This is a genomic window from Microvirga sp. 2MCAF35 (genome assembly GCF_052115545.1).
GTDB lineage: Bacteria > Pseudomonadota > Alphaproteobacteria > Rhizobiales > Beijerinckiaceae > Microvirga.
In genome coordinates this window covers 52,038-74,540 of the sequence record NZ_JBFRGW010000013.1, presented here as the reverse complement: position 1 = coordinate 74,540, position 22,503 = coordinate 52,038, and the positions used below count along the sequence as shown (strand labels likewise).

Genomic DNA, 22,503 nt, shown 5'->3' with positions numbered 1-22,503 from the left:
TCCCATGGTCAAACCCATTCCCCATGATGCTGCCGGAGTTCCGGCGGCACGTCCCATCGATCCCGGCGTCAGGATCGGACATGTTCACCTGAAGGTGGCGGATCTCGATCGGGCGCTCGCCTTCTATTGCGGCGTGCTCGGTTTCGAGCTGATCCAGCGCTACGGCACCCAGGCGGCCTTCGTGTCGGCGGGCGGCTACCATCACCACATCGGCCTGAACACCTGGGAGAGCCGGGGTGGCTCCCCGCCGCCTCCCGGCACGACGGGGCTCTACCATGTGGCGATCCTCTACCCGACGCGGGCAGCTCTTGCCGATGCGCTCTACCGGCTGGCCCAGGCTGGCATTCCCCTGCAGGGTGCGAGCGATCACGGCGTGAGCGAGGCGCTTTACCTGAGCGATCCCGACGGCAACGGCATCGAACTCTATGTCGACCGGCCGGAGGACCAGTGGCCGAGAACCGCCAATGGCGAGCTTGCCATGGTCACGGAGCGCCTCGACCTGCAGGAACTGCTTTCCGCCCGCGAGGCTTGACGAAATTCTCAGGCCGGACAGCTTAAGCTTAGGGGTAAGCAAAGAGGTCCGGTCATGTGGAACGAGTTCAAGCAATTCGCCCTGCGCGGCAATGTAGTCGATCTCGCCATCGGCATCATCATCGGTGTCGCCTTCGGCAGGATCGTGGATTCCCTCGTCGGCGACATTTTCATGCCCATCATCGGGGCCGTGACAGGCGGCCTCGACTTCTCGAACTACTTCACGACCCTGTCGGGCAACGTCACGGCGACGGCGCTCGAGGAGGCCAAGAAGCAGGGCGCCGTGCTCGGTTGGGGCAACTTCATCACGGTCGTCATCAACTTCATTATCATCGCATGGGTCCTCTTCCTTCTGGTCAAGGGCATGAACCGCCTGCGCCGCACGGAGGACGCCAAGACAGGCACGGCCGAGAAGCCGGCTGAAATCCCGGCCGACGTGAAGCTGCTGACGGAAATCCGCGATCTCCTGAAGACGGGCCGGACGATCTGAGGTCGGCTCATAAAGCTACCACCTCCTTGGGATGAGGGCTTTGAGAATGATCACAGGTTTCGATCGGATCCTTCGTCTTTTGTCATGAGACCTATTCCGGACTTGCCTTGAGCGGGCGAACGGGTCATCCCTGTTCGCCGGTCTCCAAGGAAATCTCCCATGAATATGTCCGTGTCGATTCCGTCCGTTCTCAACCTGCGCCCGGAGGCGGAGCAGGCGCCGACGAGCGGGATCGTCGATGTGTTCAGCTATGGCCGGCTGAAGCCCGGCATCATCCCGCTCTGGGTGGGCGAGGGCGACCTGCCGACGCCGTCCTTCATCTGCGAAGCCGCGGCCCAGTCGCTCGCGAAGGGCGAGACCTTCTACACCTATCAGCGCGGCATCCCCGAACTCCGCCAGGCCATCGCCGGCTACCATGAGCGGGTTTATGGCAAGGCCTTCGATCCGGAGCGGTTCTTCGTGACCTCCGGCGGCATGCCGGCGATGCAGATCGCCTTCCGCATGCTGGCCGGCAACGGCGACGAGGTTCTGATCCCCACGCCCGCCTGGCCGAACTTCGCCGGTGCGATCACGATTGCCGGCGCACGTCCCGTCGCCGTGCCGATGACGATCGATGGCAAGGGCTGGCATCTCGACTTCGGACGGCTCGAGAAGGCGATCACGCCGCGCACCCGCGTGCTCGTCATCAACTCGCCGTCCAATCCCACCGGCTGGGTTGCGACCCATGCGGACCTGCGCGCCGCGCTCGACCTCGCCCGGCGGCATGGGCTCTGGATCGTGGCGGACGAGATCTATGGCCGCTTCGTCCACGATCCGGCGCTGACGGTCGACGGGCGCACGCCGTCCTTCCGCGATGTGATGGAGCCGGAGGACAAGGTCATTTTCGTCCAGACGTTCTCGAAGAATTGGGCGATGACCGGCTGGCGCCTCGGCTGGCTGGAGGCCTCGCCCTCCCTCGGGCAGGTGATCGAGAACCTCGTGCAGTACCAGACCTCCGGCACGCCGGTCTTCATCCAGCGCGCGGGCGTGGCGGCCATCGAGCAGGGCGAGGAATTCCTGGCCGACCAGATCGCCAAGGCCCGCTACGGCCGCGAAGTGGTCGGACGCCTTGCGGAAACCGGCCTCGTGGAGCTGCCGCCGCCGAGCGGCGCCTTCTACGCGTTCCTGAAGATCAAGGGCGCGACCAACGCGAAGGACATCGCCTTCCGGCTCATCGACGAGGCCAATGTCGGCCTCGCGCCGGGCTCCGCCTTCGGAGACGCGGGCGAGGGGTACCTGCGTCTCTGCTACCTGCGCAAGCAAGAGGACGTGGAGGAGGCGGTCCGCCGCATCAGCGAAGCGCTGCCGAGGTTGGTGGCCTGAAGAGAGCAGCCCGTCTATGGAGGCGGGATCACACCCTTCTTGAGGATGAAGCAGCCGTAGAAGCGGCGCTCGCCCGTCGCCACGATGGCGTAGGCCTGCTTGGCACGCTCATAGAACGCGAAACGTTCGACCGAGGCCATCGGCCAGCTGTCGCGCCCAGCATCGCGGGCCGCGACCGCATCGATCTCTCTTTGAGCCTCCTGCTGGATGGCCGGAAGGTCCTCGGGATTGCCGACCACCTCCATGCGCTCTGCGGGATGTTCGACGAAGCTGTCGAGGGGCATCAGGGAGAGGACAGCGCGGATGGCTCGCGGCGAGCCGATATTGTCCATGCGGATCACACGGCCGTAGGCGGTCTGGCGCGCGATGGAATCGGCGGGAAAATTGGCATCGCAGATCACGAGATCGTCCCCGTGCCCCATGGCCTGGAGCACATACAATAGATCCGCATTGAGGGCCGGGTCGATTCCGTGCAGCACCGTTTCCTCCATCCGTTGATTGATGCGCATGTGAGCAGGCTTTCGAACGCCATGCAATGTCCAGCTTGGATCGATATGTCTCGGCAGACCTTGGCCGCATGGCATCCGCGCATCCTGGGCATTTGACGTTGGCGCAAACGCCGTCCATTGAGCTGGACTGTGATGCGTCTCGTCCTTGCCCATCTCATCCAGATCCTGGTTGCCGCTCTCGGCGGGCTCGTCTTCTACTGGCTCGGCGTTCCGGCCGCATGGCTGTCCGGTTCCGCCATCGCGGCCACGCTCTGGGGCCTGACCGGCTGGGCCGTGCCCCTGCCGAAGGCGCTGGCCGATGCCGCCATGCTGACCTCCGGCGCCGCCATGGGCGCGGCGGTGACGCCCGCCGCCATCGAGGCCATGGGGCGCTACCCGGGCAGCCTCATCCTGCTGATCCTCGGCGTCGTGGCGATTTCCGCCACATCGAGCGCCTGGCTCGTGCGCATGTCGGGCTGGCGCAAGGCCGATGCGGTGCTGGCCTCCGTCCCTGGTGCGCTGTCCACCGTTCTGGCCGTCGCGGCCGACCGCAAGGCGGAGGTGGCCGCCATCGCCATCGTGCAGAACTTCCGGCTCTTCGTGCTGATCGCCCTGCTGCCGAGCCTTGTCGTGATGACCGGAGGAGGGGGCAACACGGGTGCGCTGGTCGGCGCAGGACTTCCCATCGAGAGCCCGGACGGCATGGCCTTCATCCTGCTCGGCGGACTTGTTCTGGGGACGGTGTTCAAGCGGCTGAAGGTCGCCGCGCCGATCCTGCTCGGCGCCACAATCGTCAGCTCCGTCAGCCACGGCACCGAGTTCGTGACCGGCGTCATCCCCCCGGTGATCGCCACGGGCGGCCTCGTGCTGATCGGGCTCTTCATCGCCGACCGGTTCCGCAATCTCCAGCGCTCGACCCTCCGGCGAGCGCTCGTGTCCGCGCTCGGCTCCTTCACGGTCGGCATGGTGGTGGCCGCCCTCTTCGCCAGCGTGGCCGCCTGGCTCGCCGGGGTCAGCTTCGCCAACGGTCTCGTGGCCTTCGCGCCGGGCGGTCTGGAGGCCATGACCGTGCTGGCCCTGATCCTCGGGCTCGACCCGCTCTATGTGGGCATCCACCACCTCGTCCGTTTCCTGGGGATCGGACTGATCCTGCCGTTCCTCATCGGCTGGCTGCAGCGGGGACAGCCGGAGGCTGCCGAGTAGAGGCAAGCGGATCGCTCGGACCCGAAGGGCCACGCCCCACGATCATCCCCGGCGAGCGACGCGAGAAAAGGAAGAGGTCCACCCATACGCGCTGCGCCTGATCGTGAATTCTCTTCGACTGGGCCGCGCAGCGGACCCCGGGAACCATAACCCCTGACGGTTCTTCATTCTGCCAAGACGGCGTTTATGGATCCTCGCCTGCGCGAGGATGACGGTGCAGCGGTTCCGCACCGCATCCTGCTTGCGACCCCGCTTCCTCAGACGACGAAGAAGTCGAGGTGGGTGAGCTTGAGGTTCTTCGACAGCGTGGCGAACTGGATCGCCTCCTTGACGCCGGTGCCGTCGGCATCGTAGAACAGCGCGCCGGTCTTCTTGTTGTAGATCACCTGATCGTCGCGGTCGTGCGCCTTGGCGCCGATGTAGAACTCGCCCTTCTTGAGCACGCCTGTCTTCTTGATCTTCGAGAACACGCTCTTCTTCAAATGGATCGTGTCGTCGGCCACCACGAAGTCGGTGATCTTGTCGAGGTTCTGCTTCTTGTTGAGCTTGTTTGTCTTCGCCAGCTTGGCGTCGAACATGAAGACGTCCTGACCGGCACCGCCCGTAAGTGTATCTTTCCCTATATAGCCCATGAGAATATTGGCCGTTTCATCGCCAACGAGAGTATCGTGGCCCTGCGCGCCGCTGAGCGTCGACGCGAGTGCGCTACGGCTCATCTGGCCATTGACCAAATCGATCACGTAGGGCGCAACGAGTGTTTGCGCTCCTTCCTGAATCGTTACCGTGGCGGATTTCTGGCCTCTGATGGCATAGATGTGCTGAAAGGACACGCTGCCACCGGCCGGTGTCGCGCTCTCAAATGTCCCATCACCCCACGCGATGCTGACAGCAGAGGCATTGCCGACGAAAAAGCTTGTCTCCAGGAAGCGCCCTTCGATCATTTTCAGGGCGATGTTCGTGAGATAGATGTCCTCGAGGTTGTTGCGGTCGTCGTCCGCAATACGAGCATTGCTTTCGAATATGATCGATCTCCCGTCCGGGCTGAACTGCGCACTACCACTATCGTCCGCGAACGACCCGTCCGATGAGATGCGAGTAAGCGCACCGCTGACGAGATCCTTCAGGTAAATGTCAGTCGCTTCATTCGTGTCGTCGCTGGTCAGGCGGGCATCGCTTTCGAACATCACCTGCTTGCCGTCTGGACTGAATTGCGCCCTTCCGCTGGCTCCTCGCGATATATCCCCTCCTGACAGAAGCATCTTCGCGCCGCTCGCCAAGTCGACGAGATAGATATCAGTGTCGTTGTCAGTATCGTCGCTGGTCAGGCGGGCATTGCTTTCGAAGACCACCTGTTTGCCATCCGGACTGAATTGCGCTCTTCCGCTGTCTCCTTCCGATAGGCCACCTCCTGACAGAAGCGTCTTCGCGCCGCTGGCGAGGTCTACAAGATAGAGGTCTGTGGACGCGGTATCAGTGTCGTCGGCGGTGAGCTTGGCTTTCGTCCTGACGAGAACCGATCTCCCGTCCGGGCTGAATCGAGCGGCATCGCTATCGCCTGTCTGCATGGCGCCGGCAGTCAGGCAAATGACATTGCCGCTACCGTCTCGCAGATAAACGTCATTATTGGAGTTCGTATCGCTTGCTGCGAATCGGCCATTGGTGACGAAGACGACAGACTGTCCGTCCGGGCTGAATTGAGCATCGATCATGTGAACGACCGATGGACCGGATTCAAGCTGATCCGGCGTCAGGCGGACCATGTCCCCTCCAATGACTTTGAGGTACAGGTCGTTGGTGGTGTTGTTATCGTCCTGCGTCAGTTTGGCAGAGCTGAAAACCAGGACGGATCTCCCGTCAGGGCTCAACCCCCAATCGACAGAGCCTTCCCCTGGCTGTCCGCTCGATAGCAATGCGAGATTGCCTTGAGAGTCACGCAGGTAGACATCCAGCGATTGGTTGACATCGTCAGTCGTCAACGGAATATCGCTTGTGAGAAGAATATACTCCCCATTCGGGCTGAACGCGCCCGGAGACGTGTACCCGGTTGTCGTTCCACGCGCTGAAAGGTTGGTCAACGTGCCGTGAACGAGATCCTTCATGTAAACATCCGGAGCATTGTCAAGGTCGTCCGATGTCAGGCGCGCTGTGCTCGTGAAGATCATGAATTTCCCATCCGGGCTCAGCACGGGGTTGTAGCTGGCTCCGCCCGTTCCGCTGGGGGAAAGACGCGTGGTGGTGTCACGGACAGTGATCACACGGACGGACTGAACGGTCAGAGATGGCGACATGACATGGCCTTTTTGTAACGAGATATAATTACAATTACTGACGCTGTTTGTCGATAGCCGGCACCGGGATGCCGGCGGATCCCAGGCCTTGGGAACTTGGAAAAGCGGGTCCGTTTTTCTCCACCGCGGCCGTGCGGACGAGCACGATGCCCTACGGCTTCTCGCCCCTTAACCGCTCGACCGCCTCCATGCGCGGCTTGGCGGTCTCCCACAGGTGCTTGGTGACCGCCGCGAGGAGCGCTTCGGTCAGAAGGAGAAGGCCCGCCGAGGAATCCCAGTTCGACGGCGCCACGATATGGGCCGGCAGGACGTGGCGGGCGACGCGGGCGATGGGCGAGAGCCAGGGATCGGTCAGAAGAACGACGGTCGCCCCCTGCTTCGCGGCCGTCTCGCAAAGGGCCGTCACGTCCTCCTGGTAACGGCGGATGTCGAAGGCGACGATCACGTCCTTCTTGCCGATCTCGATCATCCGGTCGCGCCAGAGGACTGGCTGCCCTTCGATGAAGTTCACACGGCTGCGCACGATGCGCAGATGGCTTTCGGCGTAGCGCGCCAGTGCCCCGGTGAAGCGTCCGCCCGTGAAATGGATCCGCCGGCGCGGGTCGCCGAGCAGGGCGACGACCGCGTCGAACTCGGCCGGGGCGATGTTCTCCACCGTGGCTCGCAAATTCCCGATCACCGCTTCGGCAAAGGAGGCCAGGGCAGGGGCGCCTTGACCCTTGTCGGAGGGGCTCGCCTTGGCCAGCGGGGAGAGCAGCTGGGCTTCCAATTCCTCGCGCAGGTGCTTCTGGAACTCCGGAAAACCGCTGAAGCCCAGGCGGATGACGAAGCGTAATGCCGATGGAGCGGAAATCCCGGCCCGGGACGCGAACCCGGCCACCGTATCGAGGCCCGCAAAGGGATAATGGCTGAGCAGCAGATGGGCGGCCTTCTTCTCGCTGGGCGTGAATCCGTCCATGTCGAGGCGGATGCGTTCGGCCAGGCTGGGCGGAATGGCGCTGTCAGTTTTCATGTTCCAAAGTTTCAATTCCCCACCTTGACGGTTGCCGAAAGCTGTACCAAAAATTTCATAGAATAAAAATCACCAAGAAACGTACCAAGCGTTCAAACGAGGGTGACGACCTGCATCCAGCAGGCAACGGAGGGCCGCATGGCGCATGCGAGTCGGACGGCAGTCGGTCAGGAATCCGCCGCGCAGGCGGCGGCGCCGGTTGCCGTCATCGAGAACCCGCAAGGAGACTCGCGGATCCTGTTCATCTGCGAACATGCCTCCAACCACCTGCCGGCCCGCTATGGCACCCTGGGGCTGGGGCCTGCCGAACTGGAAAGCCATATCGCCTGGGATCCCGGGGCGCTCGGCGTGGCCAAGGAACTGGCGCGCCTGCTCGATGCGCCGCTCATCCACGCCACCGTCTCGCGCCTCGTCCTCGATCTCAATCGGGAGCCGTCGGCGCCGGACTCGATCTGGACGCTCAGCGAGCACACCACGATCCCTGGCAATCTCGATCTCACCGAGACGGAACGGGCGATCCGCGTGCGCGAGGTCTACGATGCGTTTCACGGTGCGATCGAGACTTTCGCGGACGCCCGCAAGGCGGCAGGACAGCTGGACGCCGTCGTCTCCATCCATTCGTTCACGCCGGTCTACCGGAATGTCCCGCGGCCCTGGCAGATCGGCCTGATCTTCAATCGTGACGAGCGCTATGCGCGCAGCGTCGAGGCCGGGTTGAAGCAGGATCCGGCGCTCGTCGTCGGCATGAACGAACCCTATTCACCGGCGGATCGGGTGTTCCACACCCTCGAACGCCACGCCGAGAGGCGCGGCCTTCCTCCGCTGATGATCGAAATCCGCAACGACCTGATTCGCACACAAGACGAACAGGCGTCGTGGGCTCGCCGTCTGGCGCCGCTTTTGAGGGAGGGGGCACGGACGCTCTAGCGCATCGTGCGGAAAAGTGGATCCGGTTTTCCGCAGAGAACGATGCGCCGCTTGAGAAGAAGAGCATCGGATGGATCCCAAAAGTGCAAATCCACTTTTGGGTCCGATGCTCTGATGACGGGGGCGGCGCAGAGCGTGCCGTGACCCGAAAGGCAGAACTTCTTGGAGGATCAACTCGATGTCAGTCGGACAAGGAAGTACAGGAGTGCACGCTCCGCCGGCCGGAGCACAGAGCGCCGCCGGCATTACCTATACCACGGTGGATGAAAGCTATTTCGAGGCGCGGCGCCTGAAGCGCCATGCCCGCGTCTGGTCGCTCTGGGCGCTCGGCGTCGGGGCGGTGATCTCGGGCCATTATTCCGGATGGAACCTGGGCCTCACCAACGGTTTCGGCGCGATGTTCTTCGCGACCATCATCATCGCCATCATGTATCTGGGCCTCACCTTCTCGCTCGCCGAGATGTCGCCGGCCCTGCCCCATACGGGCGGCGCCTACTCGTTCGCGCGCACCTCCATGGGGCCCTGGGCGGGCTACATCACGGGCATCGCGGAGAACATCGAGTTCGTGCTCACCCCGGCCGTGATCGTGTTCTTCATCAGCTCGTACCTGTCGGCGATCTTCGATACGTCGCCGGCCTTCCAGCCGGTCTACTGGGTCCTATGCTACGCCCTGTTCGTCGGCCTCAACATCATCGGCGTCGAGCTCTCGTTCAAGGTCACCGTCGGGGTGACGCTTGCGGCGCTCGCGGTGCTCGCCTTCTTCTACGTGTCGGTGCTGCTCTCCGGCCAGTTCGATTTCTCGCGCTGGGCGCTGAACATCGGTCCTGACGGAGCGGAGCTGCCAAACGGCAACGGCCCGTTCCTGCCCATGGGCGTGGGCAGCATCCTGTCGTCCTTGCCCTTCGCGGTCTGGCTCTTTCTCGCCATCGAGCAGCTGCCGCTCGCGGCCGAGGAATCGCACGATCCGCAGAAGGACATGCCCAAGGGCATCATCGCCGGCATCTTGACCCTGATCGCTTCCGCGTTCCTCGTGCTCTTCCTGAACACGGGGATCGCACCCGGCGCCGCAGGCTTGGGCAAGTCCGGCGAGCCGCTGCTCGACGGCTTCCGCACCTTGTTCGGGACGGACATCGCCAAGATTCTGGCGGCGGTCGCGGTGATCGGGCTGATTGCCTCGTTCCACACCATCATCTTCGCCTTCGGGCGGCAGATCTACTCGCTCTCGCGGGCTGGGTACTTCCCGAGCTTCCTGTCGGTCACACACGGCGAGCGAAAGACGCCGCACGTGGCGCTGATCGCGGGTGCGGTGCTCGGCCTCCTGGTGATGCTGATCATCTGGTTCGCCCGTGGTGCCGAGGCGGGTGCCACCGTCATCGGCGGCACGCTGCTCAACATGGCGGTCGCCGGCGCGATGCTGGCCTACTTCATGCAGGGCATGTCCTACATTGTCCTGAAGAGGAAGTTCCCAAGCCTGCACCGGCCTTACCGGAGCCCCTTCGGCATCGCAGGCGCTGTCATCTGCATGGTCATCGCAGCGGTGACGCTCTACTTCCAGCTCACCGACTCGGTGTTCCAGACGGCCGTCATCGGCGTGGCCATCTACTATGCCGTGATGATGGCCTACTTCCTGATCATCGGGCGCCACAAGCTCATCCTCTCGCCGGAGGAAGAGTTCGCTCTCACCAAGGGCGAGGCGGAATACAAGACGTACTAGCGCATCGTGCGGAAAAGTGGATCCGGTTTTCCGCACGATGCGCCGCTTAAGGGATTGAGCATCGGATCAATCCCGAAAGTGCAAGTCCGCTTTTGGGTCCGATGCTCGAACGAACCCAGGGGAGCGCGGCAGCCGCGCTCCCTCCCTTCCTGCTCAAGGTATTTCGTATGGACGCTCCCAAGATCAAGAATGCCGCCGAGGCCGCCGAATATGTCCGCAGCCGCGATCTGCCCTTCGTGAAGGTCGGGGTCGTCGACGTCGACGGCATCATGCGCGGCAAGTACATGGCCCGCGACAAGTTCGAATCCGCTCTCGAGAAGGGCTTCGGCTTCTGCGACGTGGTTCTGGGCTGGGACTCCAACGATCAGCTCTACGACAACACGAAGCTCACCGGCTGGCACACTGCTTATCCGGATGCGTCGGTGCGGATCCTGCCGGAAACGATGCGGCTCATCCCCTTCGAGAACGACCTGCCGTTCTTTCTCGCCGAGTTCGACGGCTATGCGGAGGCCGCCTGTCCGCGCGGCGTGCTGCGCCGCGTGCTGAAGAAGGCGGAGGACATGGGCTTTGCCGTCTCGGCCGCAGCCGAGTTCGAGTTCTTCCTGTTCGAGGAAACCCCACATTCCGTGCGGGAAAAGAACTATCGCGATCTGAAGAACATCACGCCGGGCTTCTTCGGTTATTCGGTGCTGCGCTCAGGTGTTCATGCGGATTTCTATCACGAGCTTCTCGACCTTGCGAACAGGATGGATTTCGAGATCGAGGGCCTGCATACCGAGACCGGCCCGGGCGTTCTGGAAGCCGCGATCCGCGTCGACGACGCGTTGAAGGCGGCCGACAAGGCGGCCCTGTTCAAGACCTATACCAAGATCCTCGCGCAGCGTCGCGGCTGGATGGCCACCTTCATGGCGAAATGGTCGCGCGACTGGCCCGGTCAGTCCGGCCATCTGCACGCCTCCCTGCGCGATCTTCGAACCGGCAAGGGCGCGTTCTACGATGCAAACGCCAAGCACAACATGTCGGAGACCATGCGCTGGTTCGTCGGCGGTCAGCAGCAGCTGATGCCCGAAATCCTCGCCATGGTGGCCTGCACGGTGAACAGCTACACGCGGCTCATTCCCGGGTTCTGGGCGCCGACCGATTCCGCCTGGGGCGTGGAGAACCGCACCACGGCTCTGCGCGTCATTCCGGGTTCCGAGAAATCGCAGCGCGTGGAGTATCGGGTCGCCGCTGCCGACATCAACCCGTATATCGCGCTCGCGGCCGCCATCGGCTCTGGCCTGTGGGGCATCGAGAACCGGACCGACCCCGGCGAGCCGATCGCGGGCAATGCCTATGCGGTGGAGCACCCGAAGGAGCGAGCCCTGCCGCGTTCCCTGGGTGAGGCCGCCGAGCGCCTGAAGGGCTCGCAGGCGGCCCGCCAGCTCTTCGGCGATACCTTCGTCGATCATTACGCGGCCACCCGCGAATGGGAGGAGAGGGAAGCCCGCAAGGCCATTACGGATTGGCAGCTCGCCCGTTACTTCGAGATCATCTAAAAGACTTAATCAGACACAAGCACAGGAGAAGGCCATGGTCCTCACGAGCCATGGTCTTTCGGACATCATATCATGGCTGATACCGATATCGTCTGCATTTCCCCCATCGACGGGAGCGAGCTCGTCCGCCGCCCCATCATGACCGAGGCCGCCATCGACGCGGCGATCACGGCTGCCCGTGATGCGCAGAAGGCGTGGCGCAACGTGCCGGTGCCTGAGCGCGCCGCCAAGGTCTTCGCCTTCCTCGATGCGCTGCTCGCCATGAACCAGGAAGTGGTGCCGGAAATCGCCCAGCAGATGGGCCGTCCGGTGCGCTATGGCGGCGAGTTCCGCGGGGTCGAGGAGCGCGCGCGCTATATGATCTCGATTGCGGAAAAGAGCCTGCAGTCCATTCCGGCCGATGACGAGAAGGCGGGCTTCCGGCGCATGATCAAGCGCGAGCCCGTAGGCCTCGTTCTCGTCATCGCGCCCTGGAACTATCCCTACCTCACGGCGATCAACACCATCGTGCCGGCGCTCATGGCCGGCAATGCGATGCTGCTGAAGCACGCGTCGCAGACGGTGCTCGCCGGCGAGCGCTTCCAGATGGCCATGGACCGCGCCGGCCTGCCAAAGGGGCTGTTCCAGAACCTGTATCTCAGCCACGACCAGACGAGCCGCATCCTCGGCGGCCGCCTCGTCGACCACTGCAACTTCACCGGATCAGTCGGCGGCGGTCGCGCCATCGAGCGCGCTGCGGCCGGCACCTTCACGTCGCTGGGCCTCGAGCTCGGCGGCAAGGATCCGGCTTATGTGCGCGAGGATGCGAATATCGATCACGCCATCGAGAACCTCGTCGATGGTGCGTTCTTCAATTCCGGCCAGTGCTGCTGCGGCATCGAGCGAATCTATGTCCACGAAAAGCATTACGACCGCTTCGTCGAAGGGGCTGTCGACCTCGTGAATAAATACGTGCTCGGCAACCCGCTGGAGGAGGCGACCACGCTCGGACCAATGGCGCATAAGCGCTTTGCCGATCTCGTGCGCGGGCAGAATGCCGAAGCCGTGGCGAAAGGCGCGAAGGCGCATATCGACGCGAAGAAGTTCCTGGCCGATGGCGGCAATACGGCCTATCTCGCCCCGCAGGTGCTCACCCATGTGGATCATTCCATGAGCGTGATGCGCGAGGAAAGCTTCGGCCCGACCGTCGGCATCATGAAGGTGAAGGGCGACGAGGAGGCGATCCGCCTGATGAACGACTCGCCTTACGGTCTCTCCGCTGCGATCTGGACCTCCGACGTGGATGCCGCCGAAGCCATCGGCGAAAAGCTCGAGACCGGCACCGTCTTCATGAACCGCTGCGACTACCTCGATCCCGCGCTCGCCTGGACGGGCGTGAAGGATACCGGCCGGGGCGCGAGCCTGTCGCGTCTGGCCTACGAGTCGCTGACTCGCCCGAAATCCTACCACCTCCGTCAGATCTGATTGAAAGCATCATGACCACGTCTCCCCGCTCCAACTGGAACTACCCCACAGCCGTGCGCTTCGGCGCAGGCCGCATCGCGGAACTGGCCGAGGCCTGCAAGGCCGTCGGCATGTCGGCGCCGCTCATCGTGACGGATCCCTTCCTGGCGACGCAGCCGATGACGAAGGCTGCGCTCGACCAGCTGATCTCTGCCGGTCTCAGGGCCGCGATCTTCTCGGACATCAAGCCGAACCCGGTCGAGACCAATGTCTACAAGGGGCTCGAGGTTCTGCGATCCGGCAAGCATGACGGCGTCGTGGCCTTCGGCGGCGGCTCGGCGCTCGATGCCGGCAAGGTCATCGCCTTCATGGCCGGCCAGACCCGGCCAATGTGGGATTTCGAGGATATCGGCGATTGGTGGACCCGCGCGGACCCAAAAGGAATCCAGCCGATCATCGCCGTGCCGACCACGGCGGGCACGGGCTCCGAGGTGGGACGCGCCGGCGTGATCACCCAGGAGGCGACGCACACCAAGAAGGTGATCTTCCATCCGCTCATGATGCCGAAGATCGTGATCTGCGATCCGGAGCTCACGGTGGGCATGCCGCCGCACATCACGGCCGGCACGGGCCTCGATGCGCTGGCGCATTGCATCGAAGCCTATTGTGCGCCGGGTTATCATCCGATGGCGGACGGCATCGCGGTCGAGGGCATCCGCCTCGTGAAGGAATACCTGCCCCGTGCCTATAAGGACGGCAGGGACATCGAGGCGCGCGCACAGATGATGTCGGCGGCCGCCATGGGGGCGACGGCGTTCCAGAAGGGCTTAGGCGCGATCCATGCGCTTTCGCACCCGACCGGTGCACTGTACGATACGCATCACGGCCTGACCAATGCGGTCTTCATGCCCTATGTGCTGGTCTATAACCGCAAGGCCATCGAGGAGCGGATCGAGCGTCTCGCCGCCTATATCGGCCTTCAGCCATCATTCCAGGCCTTCCTCGACTGGGTGCTGCAGCTGCGCAAGGATCTCGGCGTGCCGCATACGCTGGAAGGCCTGAAGGTCGATGCCGCCCGTTTCGACGAGATGTCGGAAATGGCGCCGAACGATCCCACCGCAGGCGGAAATCCGGTCCCGATCACCAAGGAGAGTTCCCGCAGGCTCTTCGAGGATGCGCTGGCCGGACGCCTCTGATCGTCGCGTCCTAATAACAAAGGCACCGCTGTGACGAACAGCGGTGCCTTTTGATCTGGTCGGGCTTCCGTTGGTTAAGCCGCAGCCTTCAGAGGCGTCTTGCGTTCGGCACGGAGCGACTTGAGGGCTTCCGTCCAGCGGAAGAGTTCGTCCAGCATCGCGGCTGCCGAGGTCTTGTAGATGTCGGGCGCATTGAGAGTGCCGTTCTCGTCCAGGTTCTGGAACACCATCGGCATGGGCACGCCTTCCGGAATCGGCATCATCTTCAAGGTCGTGACGATCTGCTTCGCGGCCTGGACCGAGCGCAGGCCGCCCGAGATGCCGCCATAGCTGACGAAGCCGGCAGGGGCGTAGTTCCACTCGCGGGACAGGTAGTTGAGCGCGTTCACGAGAGCCGGAGGCGGAGCATAGTTGTACTCCGGCGTCACGAACACGAAGGCATCGGCGGAGCCGACGCTCGCGGCCCAAGCCTTGGTATGAGCGTGATGGTAGTTCTGCTTCATCGGGTGCTCGGGCTCGTCGAAGACCGGTAGGTTGAACGACGCCAAGTCGACCAGAACCGGCTCAAACTTGCCGTGCTCGGCGGTATACTCGCTGAACCATTGGGCGACGCTTGGACCGATCCGGCCGGGACGGGTGCTGCCGATGATGATGTGAAGCTTGGGCTTCATGACATGTCCTTGGTTTGCATTCGAAGGCCGGAACCCTTAAGTTCCGGTTTGTAACCGAGGCTCATTAAGTAACTTCCGGAGCATCGCGCAAGGAGGCACTTCCATGTCACCCAGTCACATTCATGTGCCCACCGATTGCGGGACCGTGACCGAGATCCTGTCGCGCGTCGGCGACAAGTGGAGCGTCCAGGTGGTGGTCCAGCTCGGTGAGGGACCTAGGAGATTCAATGAGTTACGCCGGATCGTCAGCGGAATCTCGCAGCGGATGCTCACCCTGACCTTGCGCGGATTGGAGCGTGACGGGCTCGTGACGCGCACCGTCTACCCGACGATTCCGCCCCGGGTGGATTACCAGCTCACAGGTCTGGGTTGCTCCCTGCTCAAGACTGTCAGGGGCCTGGGCGAGTGGGCGATCGCAAATCGGCAGGAAATTCTGGCGGCACGGCGCCGCTTCGATGCCGACGAGCCCGGTTCGGAAACGAAGGACAATCTTCGGCAGTCGGACGCGGCCTAAGACGCTTGTGGCGCAGCCCTGTGCTCCAGGATCTCCCAAAGGGCTCGGTCGTGAAAGGTCACGATGGCCCCGTCGGCGCCGATCTCCCACATCTCGTCGGCGCTGAGGCCCGTCAGGACACCGAAGGAAAACAGGCCCGCCGCCTTGGCGGCCCTCATGCCCGACGGGGAATCCTCGAATGCGATGGCCTCATCGGCCTGGATGCCGAGCTGCTCGATCGCCGTGAGATAGGGTAGGGGATCAGGTTTGCCGCGCTCGACCTGATCGATCGTAATCTCAATCTTGAATCGCCCGGCCAGCCCCAGCACCTCCAGCATGTGATCCGCGTTGAGACGGGGTGCATTGGTGACGAGAGCGATCTTGATGCCGCGTGCCTCCGCCCAGTCCAGCAGGTCAAGAAGGCCCTCCAGCGGCCGGAGATTCTGGGCCATGCGGCGGAACGTGGCCTCTTTCTCTTCCGCATAGACTTCCTGTTGCTCGGCCGGGAGATGGGGCAGGAGCGTCGCGAAGATCGCCTCGTTGGTGCGCCCGATGATCTTGGAGCGATAGACCTCCTCGGTGATCGAGACGCCCTGGTCCTTCAGGACTTCGGCAAAGGCTTCCAGATGCACGGGATCGCTGTGCACCAATGTTCCATCCATATCGAAGATCAGTGCTTTGAGCATGGGAACGTCTCTCAAGAATGTCGGGCCTCGGGGCCAAGGAATAGACCGCTTCACTCTGGAAGGCACCCCGTTGGAATTGCAGCCCAGCTCTATAGATAATCGAAGACCAATGAAACTGTATAAAGCGTGATCCCACCGATGGTTCGCATCCTTTCCTGCCTCATCGACGAGATGTTCCGATGCAGGTGATCGACAGGCTCCGGCTTCTCTATGAGGGCGACACGGCTCAGGCGCATCAGTTCCGTTACGGTCTTCTGATCTTTGACGTGGTAACGATCCTGTTCATCGTCGTCACGTCCTTCCTGCCGCGCTCCCCGGCCTTCGAGTGGATGGACGTGATCATCGGCCTGATCGTTCTGGCCGATTTTGGAGCCCAGATCGTCATCAGCCGGACGCCCTGGCGGGACTTGGCCCATCCGACGACACTGGCGGACGTCGCGGCCATCGTGTCCTTTCTCGCCCCTGTCGTCGGAGAGGGCATCGGGTTCCTGCGGATTCTGCGCACGGTTCGCCTGCTGAGAACCTATCAGCTTCTCGCCCGCCTGCGGTCTGACAGCGTCTTCTTCCGGCGCAACGAAGATCTCATCATCGCTTCCGTCAATCTCGGCGTCTTCATCTTCGTCATGACCGGTTTCGTCTACGAGACGCAGCGCTGGACGAACACGAATATCGGCAACTACATCGATGCGCTGTATTTCACCATTGCGGCGCTGACCACCACCGGCTTCGGCGACATCACGCTGACGGGGACGCTGGGGCACCTGATTTCCGTCGTCATCATGATCTTCGGCGTCACGCTTTTCCTGCGTCTCGTGCAGGTCCTGCTACGTCCCGACAAGGTGCGCTTTCCGTGCCCCGTCTGCGCCCTGCAACGGCACGACAGGGATGCCGTTCACTGCAAGGCCTGCGGCACGGTCCTGAACATTCCGGACGAAGGGGCGATCTGAAGGCGTTACGCGTTCGGAATGATGGCGACGCCGCGCTGGGTCTCGAACGAAATCGACACCGGAGTTCCCGGAACGATCGGTTCCTTGCGCCCGTATTGAACCACGAACAGGTTTCCGATGGCGCTGTCCACCTCGTATTCCACCTGGGTGCCGAGATAGGAGGCCTTCCGCACCGTGCCGGCCAGTGCGCCGGACGTGGCCGCCGTCTCGTCGAGGAAGATGGCATCGGGACGCACGGCGAGCTTGACGGTGCCTTGGCGGGCATTCCTGTGTGGGAGCTGGAGGCTCACATTGCCGATATTCACCTGGGCCGTCGTGCCGGCAACGCTCACGAGATCGCCGGAGATGATGTTGGCGTCGCCGATGAAGTCGGCCACGAACAGGTCGGCCGGCTCCTCGTAGAGCTCGCGCGGGGTGCCGGTCTGGGCGATGCGCGCATTCGACATCACGATGATGTGGTCGGATACGGCGAGCGCCTCCTCCTGATCGTGCGTCACGTAGGCCACGGTGAGGTTGAGGCTCTGCTGCAGCTCGCGGATATCCTCCCGGACGCGCCGCCGCAATTTGGCGTCGAGATTGGACAAGGGCTCGTCGAACAGGAGAACCTGCGGTTCCAGCACGAGGGCGCGGGCCACGGCCACGCGCTGCTGCTGCCCGCCGGACAACTCGGACGGCGCACGCTTCTCGAGGCCCTTGAGGCCGATCAGGGACAGTTTCTCCATGGCCATATCGTAGGCGTCCTTCTTCGAGGCGCCCTGCACGGAAGGTCCATAAGCCACGTTCTCCAGCACCGACATGTGCGGGAAGAGAGCGTAGGACTGGAACACCATGCTTACATCGCGATCCGCGGCGGAGAGGTTCGTCACGTCGCGCCCGCCGATTAGGATCTGGCCTTCGCTCGCCATCTCGAGCCCTGCGATCATGCGCAGGGTCGTGGTCTTGCCGCAGCCGGAGGGGCCGAGCAGGGTCACGAGCTGGCCCGGCTCGATGGTGAAGGAGACGTCGTCCACCGCCGTGACGTTGCCATAGCGTTTCGTCACGTTGCGGAACTGAACCGAAGCCGCCTGCTTCTTGGACGTCCCGGGCCGGGACATGGAGTGGACGGAAGACATCTTGTTCATGGGACAGCCTGCACGGCAACGGGGGGGGAGGCAGTGCTCGCGCTGCGGCGCCCGAGGCGCCGCTCGCCGACGGCCAGCTGGATCACCGCTATGGCGACCAGCATGACGAGGATGAGCACGGTGGAATAGGCGATCGCAAGGCCGAACTCGCCGGCTTCGACACGACCGACGATATAGGTCGTCGCCATGTTGTACTCGGCAGTGACCAGGAAGATCACGGCGCTCACGGCGGTCATGGCGCGGACGAAGGAATAGACCAGGGAGGCGACGATGGCCGGCCGCAGCAGCGGCAGAACCACGCGGCGCATGGTGGTCGACGAGCGGGCCCCCAGGGTCAGCGAGGCCTCGTCGAGGCTCTTGTCGATCTGGCTCAAGGTTGCGATGCCCGAACGCACACCCACCGGCATGTTGCGGAACACGAAGCACATCACGAGGATGAAGCCCGTTCCGGTGATCTCGATGGGCGGCACGTTGAAGGCCAGAATATACGACACGCCCACGACGGTTCCGGGAATCGCAAAGCTCAGAAGCGTGCCGAACTCGAAGGCACGCTGACCGGAGAAGCGTTGGCGGGTGAGAAGGTAGGCGGTGAGCAGGCCGATGGCCGCCGTCAGCGGGGCCGAGAGCGCGGCCACCTTCACGGTAGCGAAGAAGGAGTTCCAGGCGGATCCCGAGAAGTAGAATCCCCAATCGGCGCGCTCGACCCGGAATGCGGTGACGAAATGCTCCAAGGTCGGCGTGTAGTCCCGGCCCATGGAACGCACGAAGGCGCCGACCACGATGATCGCATAGACGGCGACGGTGAAGATCGCCCAGGGCAGGGCCGTGAGATAGGAGGCGAGCGCCACCCGCCGCGGAAGCGGCAGGGGAATGCCGGCGTCGCCCTTGCCGGTGACGGTCGTGTAGACCTTCTTGCCGAGCCAGGCGTGCTGGAGCCAAAAGGCGCCGAGCGTGAACGCGAGCAGGATAATGGACAGAACGGCCGCGCGCCCCTGGTCCTGCTGCGCGCCCACGACGGCAAAGAAGATCTTGGTGGAGAGCACTTCATAATTGCCGCCGAGCACCAGCGGATTGCCGAAATCGGCGAGGCTTTCCACAAAGCCGAGGAGAAAGGCGTTGGCGAGACCCGGACGCATGAGCGGCAGCGTCACGGTCCAGAAGGTCGTCCAGCTCTTGGCGCGCAAGGTCTGCGAGGCTTCCTCGAGCGTGGGGCTGATGCCCTGCACCACGCCGATGAGAACAAGGAACGCAATCGGCGTGAAGGCGAGCAGCTGCGCGATGAAGACGCCGGGAAGCCCGTAGATCCAGCGCGAGCGCGGCACGCCGAACCACTCCCACAGCACGGCCGAGAGGGCTCCCGAGCGACCGAAGAGCAGGATCAGGGCCAGGCCGATCACGAAAGGCGGCGTGATGATGGGCAGAACGCTCATCAGGCGCAGGAGCTTCTTGAAGCGGAATTCAGTGCGCGTTGCGATCAACGCGAAGGCAAGACCCAGAGCCGTGGTGCCGACGCCTACGAGAAGCCCGAGAAAGAGCGTGTTCCACGCCACGCCGCAGCGCAAGTCGCCCGTTACGCAATCCAGGCCCCAGATCGAGCGATCCAGGAATTTCGCGACGAATTCGTAAGGGGCGAAATTGCCGTCGTTGTCGGCAAAGGCGCTCGCCAGGATGGTCGAGACCGGGAAGAAGACGAAGACGACGATCAACGCGATGACGACACCGATGGACGAGGTGACGAACGCATCGCCCCGGCACCAGCCATGGGCCGCAAGGCCGTGACAAAGGATGATGAGGAACGCGGTCGCCGTCAGGGCGGCGCCATAACCCATACCCGCCTGGCTGGGACCTGGCTCGCCGAAGAGGTGTCGAAGGATATCCACCGTCCATCCGTTGAGGCCGATGGAGAAGCCCTGGAGGACGATCAGAGCAAGGCCGAGAACCCCCGAGGCAATGAGCCAGTTGCCCTTGGCTTCCAGCGATGGACGGATCACTGGAACCAAGGCCAGGCACAGGGGCGCCAGGATCGGCAGGAGCCACCACACACCCTTGAGACCATGGATCAGGGCCGAGCCGCTGACGAAATAATCGGCCAGGGTGAGGACGGCGTTACGGTCGAAGCCGTACCAGGGCAGGAGGGCAAAGCCGACCCAGCCCAGAACGATCCAGCCAAGGGTTGCCCGTGACATCTTCTGTTCTCGCTTCAAGGCCAGATCCAATGCCCGGCCCTCATATGATCAGGATTTCGATGCGCGACGGCGAAGCGGAGAGCCGCTTCGCCGTCGCTTGTCTTGAGATCGACTATTTCGGCAGGTTCTTCACCTCGTTGTCCCACTTGGACAGGAGGCGCTTACGTTCGGCCGAGGAGCCGTATTTCGCGAAGTCGAAATTGATCAACTTGATGTCGTTGAGCTTGGGAGACTGAGGCGGAATCGGCGTGCTCTTGTTCGACGGCACCTGATACGACTTGGCTTCCGCGCCGAGCTTCTGCGCATCGGCGGTCAGAGCCCAGTCGTAGAACTTCTTGGCGTTGTCCAGGTTCTTGGCGCCCTTGATGATCGACATGGAGCCGATCTCGTAGCCCGTGCCCTCGCAGGGAGCCACCACCTTCACGGGCGCCTTGTCGACGACCATCGTGACGATGTCATGCATGAAGGCGATGCCGGCGGTCGTCTCGCCGAGCGCCATGGCCTTGGCCGGAGCCGCGCCCGACTTGGTGTATTGATTGACGTTCTTGTGCAGGGCCTTGAGGTATTCGAAGCCTTTGTCCTCGCCCATGATCTGCACGATGGTGGCGAGAAGCGTGTAGGCGGTGCCGGAGGAGTTGGGATCCGCGACCTGCACTTCGTCCTTCAGCTCGGGCTTCAGGAGATCCGCCCAGCATTTCGGCTCGCCGATCTTCTTCGATTGGGCGAGTTCGGTGTTGTAGCCGAAGCCGAGCGCGCCGGAATAGATGCCGACCGTGCGGCCCTTGGACTGCTCCCACTGGCGCACGGCCCAGTCCTGAAGCTCACCCATCTTCGGCGACTTGTATTCGTCGGTGATGCCTTCTTCCGCTGCCTGCATGTGCGGGTCGCCCGTGCCGCCCCACCAGATGTCGGCGCGGGGATTGGCGGCTTCCGCCTTGACCTGGGCATAGACTTCGCCTGCGCTCTTGCGGGTCATGGAAACCTTGATGCCCGTCTCGCGCTCGAACGCGGTCGTCATGGCACGGCACCATTCTTCCTGCACGCCGCAATACATGACCAGCGCGCCCTGCGCCTGGGCCACGCCTGCAGACATGAAGGACAGAGCCGTCATGGTGCCTGCCAGCATGGTTGCCGCAACGAGATTCTTCTTCATGTTCATACTTTCCTCCGAAGGTGTCGTTCTTCTTATTGGTTGGTCGGCTAAGCTCTCCCCAATGGGACGGCGGGTCAAGTGCCTAGCCTGCGCATCAAATGTGAATCTTTAGAATAACATGTCGCTCATGGCTCCTTGGCGATTCCCGTTGCCCGGGTGAGCGCGTCGGCCAGTTCCGGCGTGCAGGCCAGAACGGGATTGCCCTTCCTGAGGCCGTCCTTGGCCAGGAAATCATTGGTCCAGCCGCCCGCTTCCTCGATGATCAGAAGCCCGGCCAGCGCATCCCAGGAATTGATGTGAAGCTCGCAATAGGCATCGATGCGACCGTCCGCGACATAAGCCAAGCCCAGCGTTCCCGATCCGGCCCGGCGCACATTGGCGCCAGCCGCTTTCAGCTTGTCGACGACGGCTACATACGGCTCCGGCGGCAGGCGCGATGACCAGCCTGCCTCGACGGTCGCCTGGTTCATATGAGCCAACCCGCTCACCCGAATCGGCTCCCCATTGAGGATGGCGCCCCGTCCACGCTGAGCCGTGTAGAGCTCGGCATGCATCACGTCGTAGATCACGCCGATCTCGACCCGGCCCTCGCGCACGAAGGCGATGGAGATGGCGAAATGCGGGATGCCGCGGGCGAAGTTCGCTGTGCCGTCGATGGGATCCACCACCCAGACGTCGCGCTCGAAGGAGCCGCCGCCTTCCTCGCCGAAGAAGGAATCGCCGGGAAACAGCTCGCTCAGGCGGCCGCGGATCAGCTCCTCGACCTCCGCATCGGTCGCCGTCAGGAAATCCTGGGGGCCCTTGAAATCGGGCCGTTGCGAGCGCGGCCGCTCCAGAAAGCGCTTGCGCGCCAGGACGCCCGCCTCGCGGGCGATGGCGCAGGCTGCGGCAAACCTCATGTCCAGGCTGTCTGTCGTCATCGCGTGGGGTCGTCCTTCTGGATCAAACTGGGGCTGTCCGTTGTTATGAAGCGGTCATGGATCCTTGAGAGAGTGGAGAATCGTCCGAGGCCAAAGGTCGACAGCGGTCCCAGCTCTTTCAAATTGATCCTTTC

20 protein-coding genes are annotated in these 22,503 nt (G+C 63.2%); 11 read left to right on the top strand and 9 right to left on the bottom strand.

Translation table 11 applies throughout. The annotated features are described in order from the left end of the window. Window positions 1-4: 4 nt before the first annotated feature. The 3 genes from AB4097_RS09160 to AB4097_RS09150 all read left to right on the top strand — a co-directional run bounded on the left by AB4097_RS09160 (window position 5) and on the right by AB4097_RS09150 (window position 2,383). On the top strand, window positions 5-532 hold the full coding sequence (locus tag AB4097_RS09160; RefSeq protein WP_442038674.1) for a VOC family protein: 528 nt from the start codon (window positions 5-7) through the stop codon (window positions 530-532). 54 nt (window positions 533-586) lie between these two features. Continuing rightward, entirely contained in the window at window positions 587-1,021 is a 435-nt protein-coding gene (mscL, locus tag AB4097_RS09155) for a large conductance mechanosensitive channel protein MscL (protein ID WP_442038673.1), read from the top strand. 159 nt (window positions 1,022-1,180) lie between these two features. Further along, window positions 1,181-2,383 (top strand): pyridoxal phosphate-dependent aminotransferase, encoded by a 1,203-nt coding sequence (locus AB4097_RS09150; protein WP_442038671.1) that lies wholly within the window; start codon window positions 1,181-1,183, stop codon window positions 2,381-2,383. Window positions 2,384-2,397: 14 nt separating this feature from the next. Here AB4097_RS09150 and AB4097_RS09145 read toward each other — a convergent pair whose 3' ends face one another. After that, entirely contained in the window at window positions 2,398-2,862 is a 465-nt protein-coding gene (locus AB4097_RS09145) for an RbsD/FucU family protein (RefSeq protein ID WP_442038716.1), read from the bottom strand. A 162-nt stretch (window positions 2,863-3,024) separates the two neighbouring features. On the opposite strand from AB4097_RS09145, the gene AB4097_RS09140 reads away from it, so the two are divergent. Beyond that, complete coding sequence (locus tag AB4097_RS09140; RefSeq protein ID WP_442038669.1) at window positions 3,025-4,074, top strand: AbrB family transcriptional regulator; 1,050 nt, start codon at window positions 3,025-3,027, stop codon at window positions 4,072-4,074. A gap of 257 nt (window positions 4,075-4,331) precedes the next feature. Here AB4097_RS09140 and AB4097_RS09135 read toward each other — a convergent pair whose 3' ends face one another. After that, entirely contained in the window at window positions 4,332-6,362 is a 2,031-nt protein-coding gene (locus AB4097_RS09135) for a hypothetical protein (RefSeq protein ID WP_442038667.1), read from the bottom strand. 151 nt (window positions 6,363-6,513) lie between these two features. Further along, window positions 6,514-7,374, bottom strand: coding sequence for a MurR/RpiR family transcriptional regulator (locus AB4097_RS09130; protein WP_442038665.1), 861 nt, complete (start codon window positions 7,372-7,374; stop codon window positions 6,514-6,516). Window positions 7,375-7,512: 138 nt separating this feature from the next. On the opposite strand from AB4097_RS09130, the gene AB4097_RS09125 reads away from it, so the two are divergent. The 5 genes from AB4097_RS09125 to AB4097_RS09105 all read left to right on the top strand — a co-directional run bounded on the left by AB4097_RS09125 (window position 7,513) and on the right by AB4097_RS09105 (window position 14,192). Then, window positions 7,513-8,301 (top strand): N-formylglutamate amidohydrolase, encoded by a 789-nt coding sequence (locus AB4097_RS09125; RefSeq protein WP_442038663.1) that lies wholly within the window; start codon window positions 7,513-7,515, stop codon window positions 8,299-8,301. Window positions 8,302-8,479: 178 nt separating this feature from the next. Continuing rightward, window positions 8,480-10,015, top strand: a complete 1,536-nt coding sequence (locus tag AB4097_RS09120; RefSeq protein ID WP_442038661.1) for an amino acid permease — start codon at window positions 8,480-8,482, stop codon at window positions 10,013-10,015. Between the two features lie 167 nt (window positions 10,016-10,182). Further along, window positions 10,183-11,553 carry a glutamine synthetase family protein gene (locus AB4097_RS09115; RefSeq protein ID WP_442038659.1) on the top strand — a complete coding sequence of 457 codons (1,371 nt, stop codon included), beginning with the start codon at window positions 10,183-10,185 and terminating at the stop codon, window positions 11,551-11,553. 72 nt (window positions 11,554-11,625) lie between these two features. Then, on the top strand, window positions 11,626-13,017 hold the full coding sequence (locus AB4097_RS09110) for an aldehyde dehydrogenase family protein (RefSeq protein WP_442038657.1): 1,392 nt from the start codon (window positions 11,626-11,628) through the stop codon (window positions 13,015-13,017). An 11-nt stretch (window positions 13,018-13,028) separates the two neighbouring features. After that, on the top strand, window positions 13,029-14,192 hold the full coding sequence (locus AB4097_RS09105) for an iron-containing alcohol dehydrogenase (RefSeq protein ID WP_442038655.1): 1,164 nt from the start codon (window positions 13,029-13,031) through the stop codon (window positions 14,190-14,192). Window positions 14,193-14,266: 74 nt separating this feature from the next. Here AB4097_RS09105 and AB4097_RS09100 read toward each other — a convergent pair whose 3' ends face one another. Continuing rightward, window positions 14,267-14,863 (bottom strand): NADPH-dependent FMN reductase, encoded by a 597-nt coding sequence (locus tag AB4097_RS09100; protein WP_442038653.1) that lies wholly within the window; start codon window positions 14,861-14,863, stop codon window positions 14,267-14,269. Between the two features lie 103 nt (window positions 14,864-14,966). Here AB4097_RS09100 and AB4097_RS09095 point away from each other — a divergent pair, with 103 nt between their 5' ends. Continuing rightward, entirely contained in the window at window positions 14,967-15,377 is a 411-nt protein-coding gene (locus tag AB4097_RS09095) for a winged helix-turn-helix transcriptional regulator (RefSeq protein WP_442038652.1), read from the top strand. Here the strand turns inward: AB4097_RS09095 and AB4097_RS09090 are convergent. Further along, a complete protein-coding gene (locus AB4097_RS09090; RefSeq protein WP_442038650.1) occupies window positions 15,374-16,042 on the bottom strand; it encodes an HAD family hydrolase in 669 nt (222 codons plus the stop codon). The two genes, AB4097_RS09095 and AB4097_RS09090, sit on opposite strands and share 4 nt — an antisense overlap. Before the next feature lie 179 nt (window positions 16,043-16,221). Here AB4097_RS09090 and AB4097_RS09085 point away from each other — a divergent pair, with 179 nt between their 5' ends. Next, window positions 16,222-16,989, top strand: a complete 768-nt coding sequence (locus tag AB4097_RS09085; protein WP_442038648.1) for an ion transporter — start codon at window positions 16,222-16,224, stop codon at window positions 16,987-16,989. 5 nt (window positions 16,990-16,994) lie between these two features. Here AB4097_RS09085 and AB4097_RS09080 read toward each other — a convergent pair whose 3' ends face one another. The 4 genes from AB4097_RS09080 to AB4097_RS09065 form a co-directional block, all read right to left on the bottom strand. After that, entirely contained in the window at window positions 16,995-18,101 is a 1,107-nt protein-coding gene (locus tag AB4097_RS09080) for an ABC transporter ATP-binding protein (protein ID WP_442038714.1), read from the bottom strand. A 5-nt stretch (window positions 18,102-18,106) separates the two neighbouring features. Beyond that, the gene (locus AB4097_RS09075; RefSeq protein WP_442038646.1) at window positions 18,107-20,296 is read right to left on the bottom strand and encodes an ABC transporter permease; all 2,190 of its coding nucleotides are present in this window, start codon (window positions 20,294-20,296) and stop codon (window positions 18,107-18,109) included. A 112-nt stretch (window positions 20,297-20,408) separates the two neighbouring features. Then, the gene (locus tag AB4097_RS09070) at window positions 20,409-21,455 is read right to left on the bottom strand and encodes an ABC transporter substrate-binding protein (protein ID WP_442038644.1); all 1,047 of its coding nucleotides are present in this window, start codon (window positions 21,453-21,455) and stop codon (window positions 20,409-20,411) included. Window positions 21,456-21,574: 119 nt separating this feature from the next. Then, a complete protein-coding gene (locus tag AB4097_RS09065) occupies window positions 21,575-22,369 on the bottom strand; it encodes an inositol monophosphatase family protein (RefSeq protein WP_442038642.1) in 795 nt (264 codons plus the stop codon). Window positions 22,370-22,503 lie beyond the last annotated feature (134 nt).

Bases quoted from the DNA above. Each gene is read 5' to 3' on its own strand.
- AB4097_RS09160 (WP_442038674.1), top strand. From the start codon at position 5: ATGGTCAAACCCATTCCCCATGATGCTGCCGGAGTTCCGGCGGCACGT.
- mscL (WP_442038673.1), top strand. From the start codon at position 587: ATGTGGAACGAGTTCAAGCAATTCGCCCTGCGCGGCAATGTAGTCGAT.
- AB4097_RS09150 (WP_442038671.1), top strand. From the start codon at position 1,181: ATGAATATGTCCGTGTCGATTCCGTCCGTTCTCAACCTGCGCCCGGAG.
- AB4097_RS09140 (WP_442038669.1), top strand. From the start codon at position 3,025: ATGCGTCTCGTCCTTGCCCATCTCATCCAGATCCTGGTTGCCGCTCTC.
- AB4097_RS09135 (WP_442038667.1), bottom strand. From the start codon at position 6,362: ATGTCGCCATCTCTGACCGTTCAGTCCGTCCGTGTGATCACTGTCCGT.
- AB4097_RS09130 (WP_442038665.1), bottom strand. From the start codon at position 7,374: ATGAAAACTGACAGCGCCATTCCGCCCAGCCTGGCCGAACGCATCCGC.
- AB4097_RS09125 (WP_442038663.1), top strand. From the start codon at position 7,513: ATGGCGCATGCGAGTCGGACGGCAGTCGGTCAGGAATCCGCCGCGCAG.
- AB4097_RS09120 (WP_442038661.1), top strand. From the start codon at position 8,480: ATGTCAGTCGGACAAGGAAGTACAGGAGTGCACGCTCCGCCGGCCGGA.
- AB4097_RS09115 (WP_442038659.1), top strand. From the start codon at position 10,183: ATGGACGCTCCCAAGATCAAGAATGCCGCCGAGGCCGCCGAATATGTC.
- AB4097_RS09110 (WP_442038657.1), top strand. From the start codon at position 11,626: ATGGCTGATACCGATATCGTCTGCATTTCCCCCATCGACGGGAGCGAG.
- AB4097_RS09105 (WP_442038655.1), top strand. From the start codon at position 13,029: ATGACCACGTCTCCCCGCTCCAACTGGAACTACCCCACAGCCGTGCGC.
- AB4097_RS09100 (WP_442038653.1), bottom strand. From the start codon at position 14,863: ATGAAGCCCAAGCTTCACATCATCATCGGCAGCACCCGTCCCGGCCGG.
- AB4097_RS09095 (WP_442038652.1), top strand. From the start codon at position 14,967: ATGTCACCCAGTCACATTCATGTGCCCACCGATTGCGGGACCGTGACC.
- AB4097_RS09090 (WP_442038650.1), bottom strand. From the start codon at position 16,042: ATGCTCAAAGCACTGATCTTCGATATGGATGGAACATTGGTGCACAGC.
- AB4097_RS09085 (WP_442038648.1), top strand. From the start codon at position 16,222: ATGCAGGTGATCGACAGGCTCCGGCTTCTCTATGAGGGCGACACGGCT.
- AB4097_RS09080 (WP_442038714.1), bottom strand. From the start codon at position 18,101: ATGTCTTCCGTCCACTCCATGTCCCGGCCCGGGACGTCCAAGAAGCAG.
- AB4097_RS09075 (WP_442038646.1), bottom strand. From the start codon at position 20,296: ATGTCACGGGCAACCCTTGGCTGGATCGTTCTGGGCTGGGTCGGCTTT.
- AB4097_RS09070 (WP_442038644.1), bottom strand. From the start codon at position 21,455: ATGAACATGAAGAAGAATCTCGTTGCGGCAACCATGCTGGCAGGCACC.
- AB4097_RS09065 (WP_442038642.1), bottom strand. From the start codon at position 22,369: ATGACGACAGACAGCCTGGACATGAGGTTTGCCGCAGCCTGCGCCATC.